Below are 17,847 nucleotides of genomic sequence, written 5' to 3'. Positions count from 1 at the left end.
TGTAGACATCTTAAGTAATTAATCTAGAAAACCAAATCAACTACAGAAGTATTGAATAACTCAATATTTCTTTAATTAAGATAGCATAGAAATCCTTTTATATCAAGGTATTTCACTCTTTTTTAACAATTTAAATAAAATGTAATTTATGCCCATTAAATTTATTGCACATAAAAGAAGTTTGTGTTAAAATGCCGATTTCACGCTATTTACGTCTTCTTGCAATGATGTGAATTGGTGTTCCTTCAAATGTAAATGCTTTTCTTATTTGATTTTCTAAGAAACGTGCGTAAGAAAAATGCATTAATTCTTCTTCATTTACAAAAACAACAAATGTCGGTGGTTTAACCGCAACTTGTGTTGCATAGAAAATTTTCAAACGACGGCCTTTATCAGTCGGTGTCGGATTAATCGCAACCGCATCCATGATAACATCATTAAGAAGCGATGATGGAATACGCAAGTTTTGATTCATACTTACTTTTTCAATCATATCCGGTAATTGATGTAAACGTTGTTTCGTCTTAGCAGAAACATAAACAATCGGAGCATAATCAAGATATTTAAATTCTTTACGAATTTCATCTTCAAACTCTTTCATCGTATTTGTTTCTTTTTCAAGAGTATCCCATTTATTTACAACGATAACCATACCTTTACCTGCTTCATGAGCAAATCCAGCAATACGTTTGTCGTATTCGCGAATTCCCTCTTCCGCATTGATAACCATTAAAACAACATCTGAACGCTCGATAGCACGCATGGCACGCATCACACTATATTTCTCGGTTGTTTCATAGACCTTACCACGTTTACGCATACCTGCTGTATCAATCATGATAAATGGCTGACCACTGGCAGACGTGAACTCTGTATCAATCGCATCGCGAGTTGTTCCCGCTACGTCAGATACAATAACACGTTCTTCACCAAGCATTGCGTTAATAAGTGATGATTTTCCAACGTTGGGACGTCCGATTAAACTGAAACGGATAATACCATCGTCTTCTTCTTCTACTTCTGTAGTAAAATGTTTAACCGCTTCGTCTAAAACATCCCCTAAACCAATACCATGACTTCCTGATACTGGATATGGATCGCCTAATCCTAATGAGTAAAACTCAAAGACATCAGTTCTCATTTCTGGATTATCGACTTTATTGACAGCTAAAATGACAGGCTTACCTGATTTATATAACATTCTAGCAACCATTTCATCTGCATCTGTCACACCTTCACGCGCGCTTGATAACAAGATGATAACATCTGCCTCAGCAATAGCGATTTCTGCTTGATATTTAATTTGATCCATAAACGGTTCGTCCGTTAAATCAATCCCACCAGTATCAATAATACTAAATTCTCTACCTAACCATTCACCAGTTGCGTATAAACGGTCTCTTGTTACACCAGGTGTATCTTCTACGATTGAGATACGTTCCCCAGCGATTCTGTTAAAAATTGTCGATTTCCCCACATTTGGGCGTCCGACAATAGCAATTGTTGGATTTGCCATAGGACAATCCCTCCTTTATAATTCCAAAGCTCTTTAGTAGTTTACCCTATCAATCCACGCGACACAAGTCTTTACACCTATTAAAATGAGAATTCTTAGCGCTTTTTCCTTTTTAGACCAAAAAAAGAGCTTGAGGTTACCCCTCAAACTCTTCTTATTTCCCTAGTCTTCTGTTGATTTTAGCGCATCACCTAAGATATCACCTAAACTAAATCCCGTTACTTCTTCAGGAATATCAACAACCTCATCCTCTTGAAAAACTTCTTCTTGTTGAGGTTTTTCTTCTAACGCTTTAATACTCAATGCAATACGACGATCAGGTTGGTTAACTTCTAATACTTTAGCTGTAACCTCTTGACCCTCTTGTAACACTTCATGCGGCGTTACAACATGATTGTGTGAAATTTGCGAAATATGAATTAACCCTTCAACACCCGGTTGCAACTCAACAAAAGCACCAAAGCTTGTTAGACGCTTGATAGCGCCCGTCACAACATCGTCTGTTCCAATTGTTTCAGCTACATTATCCCAAGGGCCTGCTAATGTTTCTTTAATAGATAACGATACACGTTCTTTTTCAGGATCTATTGATAAAATCTTAGCTTCTACTTCTTCTCCAACTTCTAGTACATCTGACGCTTTAGAGACATGAGAATGAGAAAGTTCAGAAATATGAACCAGTCCATCTACGCCACCTAAGTCAACAAATACACCAAAATCTGTTAAACGAGCCACTTTACCTTTGATAATATCGCCCGCTACTAAACTATTAAGAACTTCTTCTTTTTTAGCTGCTTGCTCTTTCGCTAATAATACTTTGCGAGAAAGAATTAAACGATTCTCTGAGGGTTCAATTTCCATTACTTTAAAGCGTAATGTTTGACCTTTATAAACTGAAAAATCAGATACAAAATGAGTGTCGATCATTGAAGCTGGTACGAAACCACGTACACCTAAATCAACAACTAACCCACCTTTTACAACATCTGTAACAGTTCCTTCTACTTCTTCATCCGCTTCAAAAGCGGCTTCCACATCTTCCCATATTTTCTTGGCTTCTAAACGACGTTTCGAAAGTAGGTAACTTCCATTCTCTTTATCCTTACCAATCGATGTAATCACTACTAAATCAAGTATTTCACCGATTTTTACTAAACTAGAAATATCTTCTGTTGGGAATGCTGTTAATTCTTTAACCGGAATGACACCTTCTACACCGGTTCCTAGAATACTAACAATTGCCTGTTTATCTTCTAAAACAAGTACTTCACCTTGAACGATATCTCCAACCTCAACATCTTTAAAACTTTCTAAAGCATCTAACATCACTGCTTCATCTTGGTCAATCTGGTTTTCTTTGATTTCTGACATACTAACGGCCTCCCTATTACTAATAATCTATTTTTATTGTATCTTAAATAGAAAGCGATTTCTACATTTTTATTTTATCTTTTTTTGTCCATTTTTAAGGTAACTTGATCTTTGATAGCAGTAACAACTTCTGCAATCCCCATACCTGTTGTATCAATCTTCAACGCATCTTCAGCTTGTACTAAAGGAGAAATTTTTCGTGTTGTGTCTTTAAAGTCACGATCTTCAATTTCTTTCTTTAATGTTTCAAAATCCGTCTCAATCCCATTCTCAATATTTTCTTTATAGCGGCGTTCCGCACGTTCGATAACACTCGCTACTAAAAAGATTTTAACCTCAGCATTAGGTAAAACCGCCGTCCCGATATCACGACCATCCATCACGATACCACCTTCTTCACCGAATGCTTGTTGTCTTCTTACTAGATCCGTTCTAACTGCCGCTTGAGCCGCAACTTGAGAGACTGCATTCGTAACATCTGGCTTTCTGATTGCTTCCGTTACGTCTTCATCATTTATAAATACTAATTGACCTTGTTCAGTCTGCTTGAACGAAATCGTTGTAGTTGGTAATAATTTAGCAATAGCTTCTTCACTCGCTAAATCACAGTTTGATTTTAAAGCAGCATAAGTTATCGCACGATACATCGCTCCTGTATCTAAATAAATATATCCTAAATCCTTTGCTAATATTTTTGCAACTGTACTTTTCCCTGCTGAAGCAGGACCATCAATAGCAATACTAATTTTAGTCATCTCATTACCCCTTTTTAATTCATCATACATCGTTTTTAATCATATCATTTTCCACGCCAAAAAAAAAGAAGTTACCATTAGGTAACTTCTTTTTTACTTTTAATTAAAGTTGATAACTTGTCCAACATGTAAATCTGGAGAACCCATACCGTTCAACGCCATAACTTCATCAACTGTCATGCCGTGCGCTGCTGCAAGTGAATACAATGTTTCTCCACCCTGAATCGTCACAGCACTACCGCCACCTTGGTTTTGATCGTTAGCTTGTCCGTCGTTTGTAGTTTCGTTCGGATCATTTTGTGTTGCATTAGGATCCTTAGGTGTACCATCTGGATTTAATTGGTCACCAGTCTCACTGTTTTGATTATCTAGATTGTTTGATGGATCTTGGTTTTTTTCTCCGTCTTGTGACTCATTACCATTTTCGCCATCATTTTCAGTTTTAGCTGCTTCTTTTTCTGCCTTTTCAGCTTCTTTAGCTGCTTTTTCAGCTGCTTTCTCGGCTTCTTTTTCTGCTTGTTCTGCCTCTTTAGCTGCTTCTTTTTCTGCCTTTTCAGCTGCTGCTTTTTCTTTATCTGCTTCAGCTTTTTCAGCTGCTTTTTCTTTTTCAGCCTTTTCTTTCTCTGCTTTAGCTTTTTCTGCTGCCGCTTTTTCTTTAGCTGCCTTAGCTTTAGCTTCTTCAGCTTTTTCTTTGGCTTCTTTTTTTATTTTATCTTTATCTTTTGATGTTTTGTCTCCATTAACAATTACTGGACCATCATTCGGTTCAAGAGATTGTTTACTTGACATACTAAACATATAAACGAGTAACCCCGCAATAGCTAAAAGTAATAATACTAATACTGTGATAAAGACGCTATCACCTTTCTTTTTGCTACGTTTTTGAGAACGTGATGACGGCTCCTCCTGCTTTTCGCCTTGCTCATCTTCAAAAATAGGTTGTTCCCATGGTTCATTATTTTTATTATCTGCCACGATTTGTTCCTCCTTGATATTTCTTAATCTGTTATATTTTATCACACAATTTTATAATTGTGCCATTCTTAACCAAAATTAAATAAATTCTTTAACATTTCTTCCCATGAGGACTCTTTAGTATTTTTATAAACGGACACTAAAGTCTCATCATTAGTTATTTTACCATATCCATCACAGTTATCGCAACAAAACGTTGTTTTTTTAGACTTTTTTTCACCAAAATATCGGAGTAGATGTACCCTTCTACAATTTGTGTCTTTTAAATAACGTAAGACACTTTCAATATTCTCACTTTTTTCTTTTATTCTATCCTCTAATTTCCCAAACAATTGATCCCGATTCTCACTCTGATGAGTGTCATTTTCTAGCCATTTTAATTGTAACTCACTTAATAAAGAAAGACTATCTTTCTGCTTTTTTTCAGAAAACGAAACGAACGTTTTAAAATACTCAACTTCTTCAATCAGTGCCTCTTGCAAAAAATAATGAATCCGTTCATCACCTTTTTGATACAGAATAATTGAGACACTGTCTTCCCCGTCTCGACCTGACCGACCTGACTCTTGAAGGTAGGCTTCTAAACTCGATGGCAAATGGTAATGAATAACAAAGCGAACATCTTTTTTATTTATTCCCATACCAAATGCATTTGTAGCACACAGTATTCTAATTTGCCCTTTAATATATTGCGTTTGAATAAGACTTCTTTCTTGTTGCGTTAAATCAGCGTGATAAAATGTCACTGACTCAGATAAATCGGATTCCAATTGCTTAGAGACAACTTCAGCTTGTTTTTTACTTGAAAAATAAATAATTCCCGGCCCCTTCATCTTTCCAATTAGCTCTTTCAGCCTGTTATATTTATCTTCTGTTTCCTCTACATAGTAAGAAATATTTTCTCTATCCACCGACCGTCTAATAACATCAGGTTCTGAGGGAAAAAGTTTAGCTTTAATTTCTCGCTCAGCCTCTAATGTTGCAGTAGCTGTCAAAGCAAGTAAGCGTCTGGCATTTAAATCACGATAAACATCGAGTAATTTTTCATATTCCGGTCTGAAATCAATGCCCCATTCAATAATACAATGTGCTTCATCAACTACAAACAACCCTATTTCTAATTGCATCAACCGCTTAAGAACAACGGGTTGCAGTAGCGTCTCAGGGCTAATGAAAATAAATTTATAATCCGATAAATGAGATAGCACCCATTGTTTGTCCGACATAGACAGCTGACTATTGAGAGCTACAACTCGCTTTTCTTTCAGTGCTTGTAATTGCCTGACTTGATCTTCCATTAAAGATAGTAATGGAGATACTACCAGTACCGTCCCAGAAGTCATATAGCCAGCCAGTTGGTAGCACAAGCTTTTCCCTGTTGCCGTAGGAAGTATGCCAAGCGTTTGACCTGTTTCCATTACAGAGTCAATCACCTCAGCTTGGCCTGATTTAAACTCTGAAAAACCATAAATCTTAGTTAGCAGCTCTTCTTTAGTTCGCATGAGAACGCCTCTCCTTTTCTTTCATAATTTGGTACGTTCTAAATGATAAAAACGAATGCTCCTTGTTAGCTACTACCTCTCGAAAACGCCATTTTTGAAAATCGGAATTCTTTTGTAAGTATTGTTCAAAATAGCGCTTTGAATCAGCTGGCAAATAGAGCGAATAATCCGGTTCGTCATCTAAAATAAGACCTTCAATTATATGATCCACAACTGTACTTTCTTTCAACTTGCGCTTGGACTTAATAGCGTCAATAGCATTCCCTTCTTTTGACAATCGATACGTTTCTGACGCGCTATGATTCCCAGCAGTTTCCAGTAAAATGTCGTACAACGACTTAAACAAAGGGTATTCCTTATCAATCTGAGCGACTTCTTTTATAAGCGAATGTTGCAACGATATTTTAGCTAAATAGTTTTCTAATTTATTTCGATACTGTTCTTTTTGATAAAAAACTTGGTCAAACGTCTGACCCACTTGTGTAAAACCTGATAACATCGCCACGAGACCACTTCTTTTTTCCTCTGGAAGTGTCAAAACTAACCGCTCCCACTCTTCATAGAAATCAACAACAAAAGAAGAGCTAACTTTATTTTTTGCGTACCATCTCTTGACTTGATAATGATGGAAATTATTAGAATCTATCGGAATATAGTTACTCTCCTTATAAGAGGCGTTTGATACAACTTGAGTTGCAAACAACAAAAGCTCAAAAAAAACCTGAGCCGTCCGACTATGGGTCACGCCATCAAACTTACTATCTAAACAAGCTTCCTTGTCATAAAAAAAAGTTAGCCCTTTCTCTGTTATAACAAAGCGATCACTCTCTCTAGTCAGTAATCCCTTCGAACTAAGTTGTAGGCAACTTTTCTCTAAAAATTCTATAGTCATAGTAGGAAATAAACCAAAAAATGACAGGCTGTCCTGAAAAAAACCAAATGTCAAAACAGAAGCTGTACGCTTACCATTCAGCAAATGACAGACACTTGAAAGTTTGAGCTTGTCACCTGACTTAAATAACGCTAAAATTAATGTATTCATATTTTATACCTCACTTAGGAGTGTGACTTAATTTGAAACTATCTATCGTTCCAGAAAAATGTATTGCTTGTGGGCTTTGCCAAGTCCTCGCTCCAACTATTTTTGATTATACAGATAATGGTATTGTATTGTTCAAAGACAACCCTAACACGTTATCATTAGAATTAGAAGCCGAAAATTTGACAGGACACGACGCTATGGCAGCTTATAAAGAATGCCCGACACGTGCTATTATCATTGAAAAACAAAAATAAAACAAGAAAAAAGCCGAAACTCTTTAGTCAGAGTTTCGGCTTTTTCTTATGAACGTTTGACTTTAGTTTTCTTTTGTAGCCATGGTAAAAGTTTAGCATGGATCATTAAGAATACTGTACTAACCAACGCTCCTTTTATCAAGTTAAATGGAACAACACCTATTAAAACGTATTTAGCATAAGGCATCCCCACATCAAAACTTAAGACTTTGAAATACAATGGTAGTGCTACAAAATAATTAACAACACTCATCGCCGCAGTCATGAAAATCGTACTGATAAAGAACCCAATAATTAAGCTTCTTTTCGTCTGTCTATTTTTAGTAAAATAATAAACCGGCAATACAAAGGTCAACGCTGCAACAAAACTTGTAGCATCTCCTATTAATTTAGATAAATCCCCACCCGTTAAAATGTAGTGCAATACAGATCTGATAAATGCTGTGAGCACTCCGGCAAGTGGTCCAAATAAATAGGTACTAATTAAAATAGGAATTTCACTAAAATCCACTTGCATGAATGGAAATCCTGGGATAATTGGAAATACAGGGATCATTAAAACGAATCCTACTGCCCCTAGCATGGCTACCCCTACCATCTTTTGAGTCTTACTTCTGTTCATGTCATCCTCCTACAAGGACCCATCTCAGGCAAACTACTCGATGACACTTCTCAATGCAACAAAAAAGCTATTTTCTACATGAGGGCAGAAAATAGCATAGTCTTATCTGAGGTTATCATCAAATAAGCTCTATCTTCTCTTATCCAGACTTTACTGTCGGTATTGGAATCTCACCAATTCAGCCATTACCAAAGGGTAACAGGTCGTGGACTATACCACCGGTCGGGAATTACACCCTGCCCTGAAGACGAACCTTAAAATATTTTTATGTTCCACTATATTATAACAAATAACGGATAAAATTCAATCGAAATACCTCTTTAAATTAAAAAAATCACAATCTTTTTAATTCGTTACTTTAAAACGGTAACCACGACGCCATTCTGTTTTGATAAACCCTGCGACATCCTCTGAATACTCCCCTAATTTTTTCCTAAGTTTTTGAATCACGTTATCTACTGTTCGATTCGATCCAAATTTATCGTACCCCCATACCTCTTCTAATAGTTCCGTGCGTGCCACAACCTGCTCTTGGTGCTGTATCAAATAAATAAGAAGCTTGTACTCTAAATGGGTCAACTCAACTTGTTTATTTTCAACGGTAACACATTCTTGAGCAAAATCGACAACAAGTCCTGGCGCTTTAAAAGTCCCTGTCGTTTCATAAAAAGGTGAGTTTTCATAATAATAACGAAATAAGCGCTCAACCCTACATACTGCCTCGTCATAATGATACGGTCTCTCGATTACCTCGTCAGCTCCTAAGGAAAAAGCCTCAATTACCGTTCTACTTGTATCACCATTCGTCACAGTAACAACTGGCACACAGGAGAGTGCTCTAATTTCCTTTAAAAATGATAAATTATCTCCCTGATCCAACTGACTATCTGCCACAACAAGATCAATTTCACTTTCACGGAATAAAAATAAACCATCGTTGTAGGTAGGGGCAACAACGACAGTCCAATTTTTCAACTCTAAAGCTTCTTTTAATTTAAGTGCGATTCTATCTTCTGATGTTACTATTAAAATGCGATACTTACGAGTTTTCATACAACGTCCCCCACTGGATCACTCATTTTATTTTGATAGCTCTACTAAGGCTTTCACTTCGCGTTTACTTAGCGCTCGGTATTGACCCGGCTTCATACCATGTAGATTTAAATCACCATATAATTCACGTTTAAGTTTCGTAACAGGATAACCTACTGCTTCAAGCATTTTTTTAACTTGATGGTTACGTCCTTCATGGATAACTAATTCAACAATCGCTGTTTGTTTCACATTATCAGTTGAAATAATACGGTACTTAGCAGGTGCCGTTTTACGACCCTCAATTTTAACGCCATGTGCAAGTGGTTTTAAATCTTGTGGGAAAGGCACGCCTTTCACTTTAGCAATATATGTTTTATCAACTTCATGCTTCGGATGGGTTAATTTGTTAGCAAAATCACCATCATTTGTTAATAATAACAAACCTGACGTATCATAATCTAAACGACCTACTGGGTAGATACGCTCTGAAACACCAGGTAAAAAATCAGTTACAACTTTACGACCTTTATCATCTGATACTGCTGAAATAACACCTCTTGGTTTATATAATAAGAAATAAACATAATCTTCTTGATAAAGTGGTACCCCTTGTACTTCGATAATATCATTTCCGTTTACTTTAACACCCATCTCTGTCACACGTTTACCATTAACATGTACGTGTCCTTCACGGATTAATTCTTCTGCTTTACGTCTTGAAGCCACACCGCTTTGTGCGATAACTTTTTGTAGTCTTTCCATTTAGTCGTCAATCTCCTCTGTGAGACTTGTCGTCTCATCATTATTTTTAGTTTCTTCTAATCCACCCAAACCTAACTCCTCTTGAAAGTTAGCAAAAAATAGATCTGTTGGCAATTCTTTTTCAATTTCATTTTCCATCTCTGAAATCGACGGTAACTCTGAAAGATCTTCTAATCCAAAGTAATTCATAAAATAATCCGTTGTTCCATACAGGATAGCACGCCCCGGCCCCTCAACACGACCAACTTCTTTAATTAGTTGGCGAACAACTAACTTTTGAACGGCTCCTGATGTTTGAACACCCCGAATTTCATCAATTTCACTTCTAGTAATAGGTTGTTTATAAGCAATAATCGAAAGAGTTTCCAACGCTGCTTGGGACAGTGTATTAGAAAGCGGTGATTGCGCATAATCTTTAATCACATCAGCAAACTCTTTTTTTGTCGTTAAAATAAATTGATTACCTGCTTCTAAAATATGAAGAGCTGATAATTCCGACTCTAAAAGATGTTGTTTTAATTTTTCAATCGCCTTAAACACAATAGCAGTTGGTTCTTTTAATAAACCTGACATCTCTTCTAAAGAAATCCCTTCATCTCCTGCTACAAACAATAACGCTTCTATTTTACTTTCTAATTCCATACATAAACTCCTACTCTATTCCATCACAAGATCATGATGTCGGTACAACATAATGGGCTCATAATTATTTTCCTGTTTTGCTAAGATATGGCAGCCTTTAATCAGCTCAAGTAATGCCATAAACGTTGTTACAATTTCACTTTTAGAATAATCTTGGAACAAGCAATTAAACGCAATCCCATCTGTTCCTTCAACACCTTCAACAATCATACGAATATGCGTCATTTTATCTTCAATCGTCGTTGTATCATGAACAATCGTTGTTTCCATTGGTGTTAAACGTTTTTTACGTTCTAACACTTCATGAAACGCTAGGAATAAATCAATCGTATTAACCTTACCAGTCTCTAGAGGAACGATTTCTTCTTGGAATTCTTCTAAATTTGATGGCTCTTTCGTATAATATTGACCACGTTCTTCTTCCAATTCATGTAAAACGGTTGCCGCATATTTATATTTTCGGTACTCCAGCAATTGAGCAACTAAGTCAGCACGAGGGTCATCTTCTTCCTCTTCGTACTCACTGTCATCATCCATCTGAAGTTCTTGTTTAGGTAGTAACATCTTACTCTTAATCGACATAAGCGTCGCCGCCATAACGATAAAATCACCGGCCACCTCTAATTGTAATAATTTCATCGTCCGAATATACTCCATATACTGGACTGTTATATCTGCTATTGGTATATCATAAATATCAATTTCTAGCGTTTTAATTAGATGTAGAAGTAAATCTAATGGTCCTTCAAAAACATCTAGTTTAACATTTAATTTCTCCATGGCTCGACTCCTTCGCAATTGTATATTATAGCATATTTAACGAGCGAAAGTCACTGGGTTATGGTACTAAGCTCTTGGAAAATAATCATTATAAACATCAGCAAGCCTTTGCTTGCTAATGTGGGTATAAATTTGGGTTGTCGAAACATCAGAATGACCTAGTAATTCTTGAACGATTCGCAAATCAGCTCCATTTTCAAGTAAATGAGTGGCGAAACTATGGCGTAACGTATGAGGCGTTACCTCCTTATCAATACCCGCAGTCTTAACATGCTTCGCCAGATTTTTCCATATCCCTTGCCTAGTAAACCCTTTACCATGATGATTCAAAAATAAATGCGGGTCACTCTGTCCCGGTCGACTCAGTTTAGGTCGACTTCTTTCTAGATAGATTTCTATCCACTGGATGGCGATATCACCTAATGGAATAATTCTCTCCTTATCACCCTTACCGATTGTTTGGATTAACCCTAATGATAAATGCAAATCAGACATTTTTAGCCCAATCAATTCAGACACACGTAGCCCTGTAGCATACATCACCTCTAAAATGGCTCTGTCTCTAATCCCGAACTTATCTGTCGTATCTGGGGCTTCAAGCAAGCGGACAATCTCATCTTGAGAAAGAGCTTTCGGTAATTTTTGAGCTTTTTTAGGCGTTTCAATGTGTTGCATAGGGTCAACATCCGTATAACGCTCTTGCTTTAAAAATTGATGAAACTTTCTTAAACTTGAAATCATACGTGTAATTGATGCAGCTGATTTCTTTTCATCCGTCAATTCTCTTAGAAAAGTCAAAATAACATAGCGATCAAGCTCGTCCCAACTCCCAATCGCTTGATTGTCTAAAAATAACATGTATCGCTTTAAATCTCGTTCATAACTAACAATAGTATTTTCAGATAGACCTCGCTCTACCTTTAAATAATGACTATAATCTTTTAAATCATCTTCTCTTTTTTGCATAACTGGACACCTCTATCCTTTAGACGCTTATTATACACTCTCGTAATAAAAAAAGCATAGGCAAACTTGCACCTACACTTTTGTACTTATTTTCCAGATTGACAGTTACGACAAACGCCATGAAACGTCAAACGATGGTCTTTAACTAAGAAGTTGAATCGTTTTTCAACAACCTTCTCAACATCGCCAAGTAGGTCTTCTTCAATTTCTTCAATCGAGCCGCATTCCAAACATAATAAATGATGATGGAAATGTTGTGCGCCTTCTTTTCTTAAATCATAGCGAGAAACACCATCATTAAAACTAATCTTATCAATAATTTTTAAATCCGTTAACATTTCAAGTGTTCTATATACAGTAGCTAAGCCTATTTCTGGACTCTTTTGTTTTACCAACATGTATATCTCTTCAGCAGACATATGATCTTTATCATTTTCTAATAGAACTAAAACAGTCGCTTCACGTTGGGGCGTTAATTTATAGCCGCCTTCATGTAATTGTTTACGAATCTTAGTTAACATAGCTCCAGTATCCATATATCTACTCCTTAATTATAATTATTACAATCTGAAACCTCTTGTGCTTCATCGAATTTATAACCATTATAATCTAAGCCTCTAATTATTTCAATGATTCTCAATTAGAACCTAAAAAAAAGGACAATTCTTAAGAATTATCCTTTTCACTATTTATTAGTTCGCTTGTTTTACTTCTTCAAATGATTTAGAGCCAACATAGATTTCTTCTTTTAACACATTACGTTTTTTAGTTTTAATAGTATAAATGTGATAAATGAAGACTGCAACGTTTGCCGCTAATGAAGCAAAACTTAAAACGAATAAAGCTGTTGTACTATGTGAGCTTTGTACAGCGAATTGTGACTCACCAACAAATGCTGGGAATGTCATCGTGAACATCATCCAAAATGCTAATGTGTGTGCACGGTGTTGTAACCAAGCCCCTTTTTTGATAAAGAATGCAGGAATAGTACATGATAATAATAACGCTAAACCAGCATAGAATGAGTGATCTGATACACAGTTGTATACATAAGCGAAATTCCATACATCATAAGCGATGATCCAGAACCACATTTGGTCAGCCCAAACCATATCTTTTTGTTTGTTTTTGCTGACTTGAATACCCATCCAACCACAAATTGTAACGATATTTAAGATACCAGCGATACCATTCATAATGTTCCAGCTACCTGAAATCATACGAACACCATCAACCATACCATCTACATGCATGCCGTAAACTTGGAAATCACGGGCAACAGCTTCCATAATATTGAAAGCTAGAATAAATGGAGGGAACATTAACAAGTATTTACTTGCTGCAGATCCTTTAACATAACGAATATACCAGAAACCAAGACACCCTGCTAAAGCTGAATATACTTTAACCCAGTGGAACCATGTTCCAGTACTACTACCTGGTCCTGCTGTTGTTGGCCAAACAAAAATTGTAAGGACAACTGGCACGACAGTAAACATTACTAACGCTACCCATTTGTTAAGACGGCTGATTTCATTCAACCCAATCAAGGCACCTAACACGACAAACCACATTAGAGCTGATTGCCAAGGCATACTTTCAAAGAAAAACATATAAATCTCCTCCTATAAAATAATTAATGGATGTAATAATTTCTACACCCTTATAATAAGCCTTGTGAGATTATAAACTATAGACAAAATAGACCTTCTGCCCAAAATTTGGGCAAAAAAAAGAAATTGCCCAAAAGATTCTAGTTAAATCTAGAACATTTTGAAGCAATTCTATCAATAGCCCCTACTGTCATACGCTCAATGCGTGCAAGTAAGTCTACTTTCTCTTCTCTTAAATTAATTACAAGCCAATGAATAATTTGCGCTACAATCGCCCGTCCATAAAAATCCGCGATTTCTTTTCTTAGATTTTCCTCCAAATCAACCAAATGCTCATCATCTGCCATGATACCATCTAACATATTAAAGGTAATTTGATATAAAAACTGTTCCAAACGATCTCGGCTTAATGAATGAAATGTATTCAAGCAAAATGCCCGATTGGCTTCTGTATAATCAAGTACACGCATTAACCCTTCTTGCCATGTGTTGATCCCCTTGAAGGTTCCTAAACCATTAACTACTTCATTATCATACGTCCAAGCTAGCAACTCATTAATATCAGAGAAGTGATAATAAAACGTATTTCTAGATAACTTTGCAGCTGTCGTCACGTGACTCACACGAATCTTATCCAGTTCAGTTGTTTTCATTAAGTCTTTAAGCGCAAGTGATAGAGCTTGTTTCGTCACATATCCTTGTTGCATATCGGCCTCCTAAAAAAGCAGATTGCTAAGCAACCTGCTAGTTAATCTAATAATATAATACGCCATCTTTCAATTCAGAATAACACTGAATTTTATCTTTACCTTCAATGGATAGTTTTGCAATTTCATAATCAGAATAATACACCATTAATGCTTCTTCAATCATCGGAAGTATCTCTTCTGTCATCTCTTCCAATTCTTTCGGAACTTTCATCCCTTTAACATAAATGACTTTAGCATCTTCTGCCCCTTTTTCAGCTTGATTAATAACAAAGAAAAAAACAAATTTTTCTTTAATAGAAAAACAAAAATAACGAGGCATCTCATAAATAAACGAAATACGTTGGTTAGATAACGAAATCATATAAGCCATATCTTGTTCAGAAAGCGTCACATGCCTTGCCTCGCTCGGCTGCATTGTAACGGGGTCCTTCATCCGCATATGTTCATATTGTAAACGTTCCTCTTCAGTTATTCTTCTTTTGATATAAGTCATCTCAATCACTTCTTTCTAAAGTCATTCCTACACAATTAACAGCATTCGTTTAAATAACAAACTATTAATTACCTATAAAATAACAAAAATAACAAAAAAGTGCTAGAAAAAAGGTGCGATTATTAAAACAAAAAGAGAAAACAACGAGAATTACTCGCTGTCTTCTGATTTAGCTTTTAATAAAATTGTTTTACCATCTTCTTGTTTAATACGGCGTTCTTTCATTAACGAACCTAACGCACGTTTAAATTGACCTTTTGAAATCGCAAATGTAGATTGAATTTCTTCTGGACTTGTTTTATCTGTAAATGGAATTGTACCATCTGCTGATTTTTCTAAGAAAGCTAAAATCATCATAGCGTCATCGGAAATCACTTCATGAGCACGTGGTTTCAACGAGATATTTAAAACCCCATTTGGTGCTAACCCAACAATACGTCCTTTAAGAACTTCACCTAAACGAGGCTCTACAAAACGTTCTGATGGATGGACAAATCCTAAATATGAATCATTAGTAATAACATGCGTTCCTGCAACTTTTAGACGGTAAGCTGTTACTTCTACGTCCTTATTTAAAAAGTCTTCTTTACTTGTTTGCGCCACGTGACGACCTACGGCCATAAAAATACTCTCGTCTGCCTGTGTTGCCCACATTCTATCTTTGTTATCTAAAATTAAAGTTACCATAATACGGTCACCTTTTTTAGGCCATAATTGTTTCATCGTTGGCAGCTCATCAATAGAAATAACGACTTCTTTATCTGGAAGACCGATATCAATAAACGCACCCAAATCTTTACGTGTTGCTACTACTGTTCCGTAATCGTAACGCTCTCTCGTTACGGTAGGAATGTTAGTTGTGAAACGATTTTCTTGTTTTTGACCTGTATAAGCAAATCCTTCAACAGCTGAACCCAATTCGTGTTCACCTTCTGATTTATCTAATTTAAATGTGACGCCCTCTTTTTGGACGAAATATGATGTGTCATTTTCATCTGTAATCAATGCTGTAAATACGTTACCTAATAAATTTTTCATGTGACTCTCCCTCTGTGTAGACATTTAGTCTATTATAGCATATTTAAGCGTGTGACACACCTTTTCCTGTCAGGAGACAAAAATAAAAAACTCCCTCTTACGAGGAAGTTTTAACTGTTACATCGTTGCAATTAAAACAAAATTAGCGATGAACAATGCTGTAATTACCCATACAACTGGTGAAATTTCTTTTGGTTTGCGTTTAGCCAATTTAACAATAATGAAGAAGATAAACCCTGCTGCAATCCCATTTGAAATACTATAACTTAGTCCCATAAATATTGATGCAAAGAAAGCTGGGACTGCGTCTTCTAAATCACTCCAATTAATTTCTTTAAATGATGCTAACATCATGATCCCTACTAATAACAACGCAGGAGCTGTTGCTTGAGCTGGAACTAAACTGATGTACGGTGCTAATAAACTACTGAACAAGAATAAAATCGAAACGACCACTGATGTTAAACCAGTACGTCCACCTGCCCCAATACCGGCTGCACTCTCTACGAACGTTGTTGTATTTGAGGTCCCAAATACAGCACCGATTGATGTAGCAATCGCATCTGAAAATAACGCTTTATCCATTTTAGACTTAAAGCCACGACTATCCGCTAACGCTTCTTCATCCTCTTTACTAAAGATACCTGTACGACGTCCTGTTCCGATAAATGTGCCAATCGTATCAAATGTATCTGTTAAACTAAATGCTAAAATCGTCATTAAAACTTGAGGAATTTTGGCTTTATCTTCAAACAAGGATGGCAAACCTTCTGGCCCAAATGCAGCACCAAATGTCACACCTAAATCTTTAAACGAATTCGCTAATGAGTTTTTTTGACTATCAACTGAACTTAGATCAACTACACCCATTAAAATACCGAGAATCGTTGTGCCAATAATTCCGATTAAAATAGCGCCTTTAACATCCATTAATACTAAAACAATCATTAAAATAATACCGATGATAGCTAAGAGAATTCCAGGGTTATTGAAGTTAGCTAAACTTGGGACAATACCGCCATTTAATGTGACGTTTGTCGCTTTCCCACCTTCTACTACTGACTCAACAATCGTTTGACTGTCACCAGAGAAAGAAAGTAATCCTGCATTTTTAATCCCAACATACGCTACGAAAACCCCAATACCGCCTCCAATGGCGTGTTGGATACTTTCTGGAATTGATTTGATAATTAACTTACGTACCTTGGTCACCGTAATAAAAATATTAATCATTCCGCATAAGAAAACCATTCCTAAAGCCTGTTGCCATGAATAGCCTAAACCAAAGACTACTGTAAATGTAAAAAACGCATTAAGCCCCATCCCCGGTGCTTGCGCATAAGGAACGTTAGCAAATAAACCCATAATAAGCGTCCCGATTACTGCTGAAATAATTGTTGCTAAAAATACGGCTTGAAACGGCATTCCTGATAAAGATAAAATCGATGGATTAACAAAAAGAATATAACTCATTGCAAAAAATGTGGTAAAACCTGCCATAATCTCAGTTCCTACTGTGGTGTTATTTTCCTTTAACTTAAAAAACTTCTCCATTCTCTACCCAATCCCCTTTATAGTTGTATTAAAAACGAACAATAGACAACATCTAAATTGTTTCGTTCGCTTCTTTTGAACACCCTTAGTATAGCTACTGAAAAATAACACCACAACAAAAAGTCGACTGTTTAATCGTTTTCTAATTTAATCGTTCGTGTTTTTGTTCGTTTAGGTAAAATAAAAAGACCTGAACGGTCTTTTTATTAGTAGAAAA

Annotated in this window: 19 protein-coding genes and 1 riboswitch; of the genes, 1 reads left to right on the top strand and 18 read right to left on the bottom strand. The window is 36.2% G+C overall.

Features of this window, described 5'->3' with window-relative positions; genetic code table 11:
• Positions 1 to 205 precede the first annotated feature (205 nt).
• From der to OL233_RS06610, 6 genes are all read right to left on the bottom strand, one after another.
• Positions 206 to 1,516 carry a ribosome biogenesis GTPase Der gene (gene der / locus OL233_RS06635; RefSeq protein WP_275471553.1) on the bottom strand — a complete coding sequence of 437 codons (1,311 nt, stop codon included), beginning with the start codon at positions 1,514 to 1,516 and terminating at the stop codon, positions 206 to 208.
• 162 nt (positions 1,517 to 1,678) lie between these two features.
• The gene (gene rpsA, locus OL233_RS06630) at positions 1,679 to 2,887 is read right to left on the bottom strand and encodes a 30S ribosomal protein S1 (RefSeq protein ID WP_275471552.1); all 1,209 of its coding nucleotides are present in this window, start codon (positions 2,885 to 2,887) and stop codon (positions 1,679 to 1,681) included.
• Between the two features lie 74 nt (positions 2,888 to 2,961).
• Positions 2,962 to 3,642: a (d)CMP kinase gene (cmk, locus tag OL233_RS06625; protein WP_275471551.1), complete on the bottom strand. Its 681-nt coding sequence runs from the start codon at positions 3,640 to 3,642 to the stop codon at positions 2,962 to 2,964.
• Positions 3,643 to 3,741: 99 nt separating this feature from the next.
• Positions 3,742 to 4,617: a LysM peptidoglycan-binding domain-containing protein gene (locus OL233_RS06620; protein ID WP_275471550.1), complete on the bottom strand. Its 876-nt coding sequence runs from the start codon at positions 4,615 to 4,617 to the stop codon at positions 3,742 to 3,744.
• A 68-nt stretch (positions 4,618 to 4,685) separates the two neighbouring features.
• Positions 4,686 to 6,119, bottom strand: coding sequence for a RecQ family ATP-dependent DNA helicase (locus OL233_RS06615; RefSeq protein ID WP_275471549.1), 1,434 nt, complete (start codon positions 6,117 to 6,119; stop codon positions 4,686 to 4,688).
• Positions 6,109 to 7,161, bottom strand: coding sequence for a helix-turn-helix domain-containing protein (locus OL233_RS06610; RefSeq protein ID WP_275471548.1), 1,053 nt, complete (start codon positions 7,159 to 7,161; stop codon positions 6,109 to 6,111). The genes OL233_RS06615 and OL233_RS06610 overlap by 11 nt, the downstream gene beginning before the upstream one ends.
• Positions 7,162 to 7,193: 32 nt before the next feature.
• On the opposite strand from OL233_RS06610, the gene OL233_RS06605 reads away from it, so the two are divergent.
• The gene (locus tag OL233_RS06605) at positions 7,194 to 7,415 is read left to right on the top strand and encodes a ferredoxin (protein ID WP_275471547.1); all 222 of its coding nucleotides are present in this window, start codon (positions 7,194 to 7,196) and stop codon (positions 7,413 to 7,415) included.
• A 46-nt stretch (positions 7,416 to 7,461) separates the two neighbouring features.
• Here the strand turns inward: OL233_RS06605 and OL233_RS06600 are convergent, their stop codons facing one another.
• The 12 genes from OL233_RS06600 to OL233_RS06545 all read right to left on the bottom strand — a co-directional run bounded on the left by OL233_RS06600 (position 7,462) and on the right by OL233_RS06545 (position 17,630).
• The gene (locus tag OL233_RS06600; RefSeq protein WP_275471546.1) at positions 7,462 to 8,037 is read right to left on the bottom strand and encodes an ECF transporter S component; all 576 of its coding nucleotides are present in this window, start codon (positions 8,035 to 8,037) and stop codon (positions 7,462 to 7,464) included.
• A gap of 127 nt (positions 8,038 to 8,164) precedes the next feature.
• Positions 8,165 to 8,290: riboswitch (FMN riboswitch) on the bottom strand.
• A 92-nt stretch (positions 8,291 to 8,382) separates the two neighbouring features.
• Positions 8,383 to 9,090 carry a response regulator transcription factor gene (locus OL233_RS06595; RefSeq protein ID WP_275471545.1) on the bottom strand — a complete coding sequence of 236 codons (708 nt, stop codon included), beginning with the start codon at positions 9,088 to 9,090 and terminating at the stop codon, positions 8,383 to 8,385.
• A gap of 27 nt (positions 9,091 to 9,117) precedes the next feature.
• Positions 9,118 to 9,834 carry a pseudouridine synthase gene (locus OL233_RS06590; RefSeq protein WP_275471544.1) on the bottom strand — a complete coding sequence of 239 codons (717 nt, stop codon included), beginning with the start codon at positions 9,832 to 9,834 and terminating at the stop codon, positions 9,118 to 9,120.
• Positions 9,835 to 10,476 (bottom strand): SMC-Scp complex subunit ScpB, encoded by a 642-nt coding sequence (gene scpB, locus OL233_RS06585; RefSeq protein ID WP_275471543.1) that lies wholly within the window; start codon positions 10,474 to 10,476, stop codon positions 9,835 to 9,837.
• Between the two features lie 15 nt (positions 10,477 to 10,491).
• Positions 10,492 to 11,256, bottom strand: coding sequence for a segregation/condensation protein A (locus OL233_RS06580; RefSeq protein ID WP_275471542.1), 765 nt, complete (start codon positions 11,254 to 11,256; stop codon positions 10,492 to 10,494).
• A 66-nt stretch (positions 11,257 to 11,322) separates the two neighbouring features.
• Complete coding sequence (gene xerD / locus OL233_RS06575) at positions 11,323 to 12,222, bottom strand: site-specific tyrosine recombinase XerD (protein ID WP_275471541.1); 900 nt, start codon at positions 12,220 to 12,222, stop codon at positions 11,323 to 11,325.
• An 86-nt stretch (positions 12,223 to 12,308) separates the two neighbouring features.
• The gene (fur, locus tag OL233_RS06570; protein ID WP_275471540.1) at positions 12,309 to 12,758 is read right to left on the bottom strand and encodes a ferric iron uptake transcriptional regulator; all 450 of its coding nucleotides are present in this window, start codon (positions 12,756 to 12,758) and stop codon (positions 12,309 to 12,311) included.
• Between the two features lie 156 nt (positions 12,759 to 12,914).
• Positions 12,915 to 13,835 (bottom strand): DUF5692 family protein, encoded by a 921-nt coding sequence (locus tag OL233_RS06565; RefSeq protein ID WP_275471539.1) that lies wholly within the window; start codon positions 13,833 to 13,835, stop codon positions 12,915 to 12,917.
• A gap of 140 nt (positions 13,836 to 13,975) precedes the next feature.
• Positions 13,976 to 14,542: a TetR/AcrR family transcriptional regulator C-terminal domain-containing protein gene (locus OL233_RS06560; protein ID WP_275471538.1), complete on the bottom strand. Its 567-nt coding sequence runs from the start codon at positions 14,540 to 14,542 to the stop codon at positions 13,976 to 13,978.
• Between the two features lie 46 nt (positions 14,543 to 14,588).
• Positions 14,589 to 15,038: a hypothetical protein gene (locus OL233_RS06555; protein ID WP_275471537.1), complete on the bottom strand. Its 450-nt coding sequence runs from the start codon at positions 15,036 to 15,038 to the stop codon at positions 14,589 to 14,591.
• A gap of 150 nt (positions 15,039 to 15,188) precedes the next feature.
• Positions 15,189 to 16,076 carry a CvfB family protein gene (locus OL233_RS06550; protein ID WP_275471536.1) on the bottom strand — a complete coding sequence of 296 codons (888 nt, stop codon included), beginning with the start codon at positions 16,074 to 16,076 and terminating at the stop codon, positions 15,189 to 15,191.
• 117 nt (positions 16,077 to 16,193) lie between these two features.
• A complete protein-coding gene (locus OL233_RS06545) occupies positions 16,194 to 17,630 on the bottom strand; it encodes an NCS2 family permease (RefSeq protein WP_275471535.1) in 1,437 nt (478 codons plus the stop codon).
• Between the last annotated feature and the right edge of the window lie 217 nt (positions 17,631 to 17,847).

Source organism: Vagococcus proximus (assembly GCF_029143285.1).
Classification (GTDB): Bacteria; Bacillota; Bacilli; order Lactobacillales; family Vagococcaceae; genus Vagococcus_D; species Vagococcus_D proximus.
This window is presented reverse-complemented; position numbering and strand designations above follow the sequence as displayed.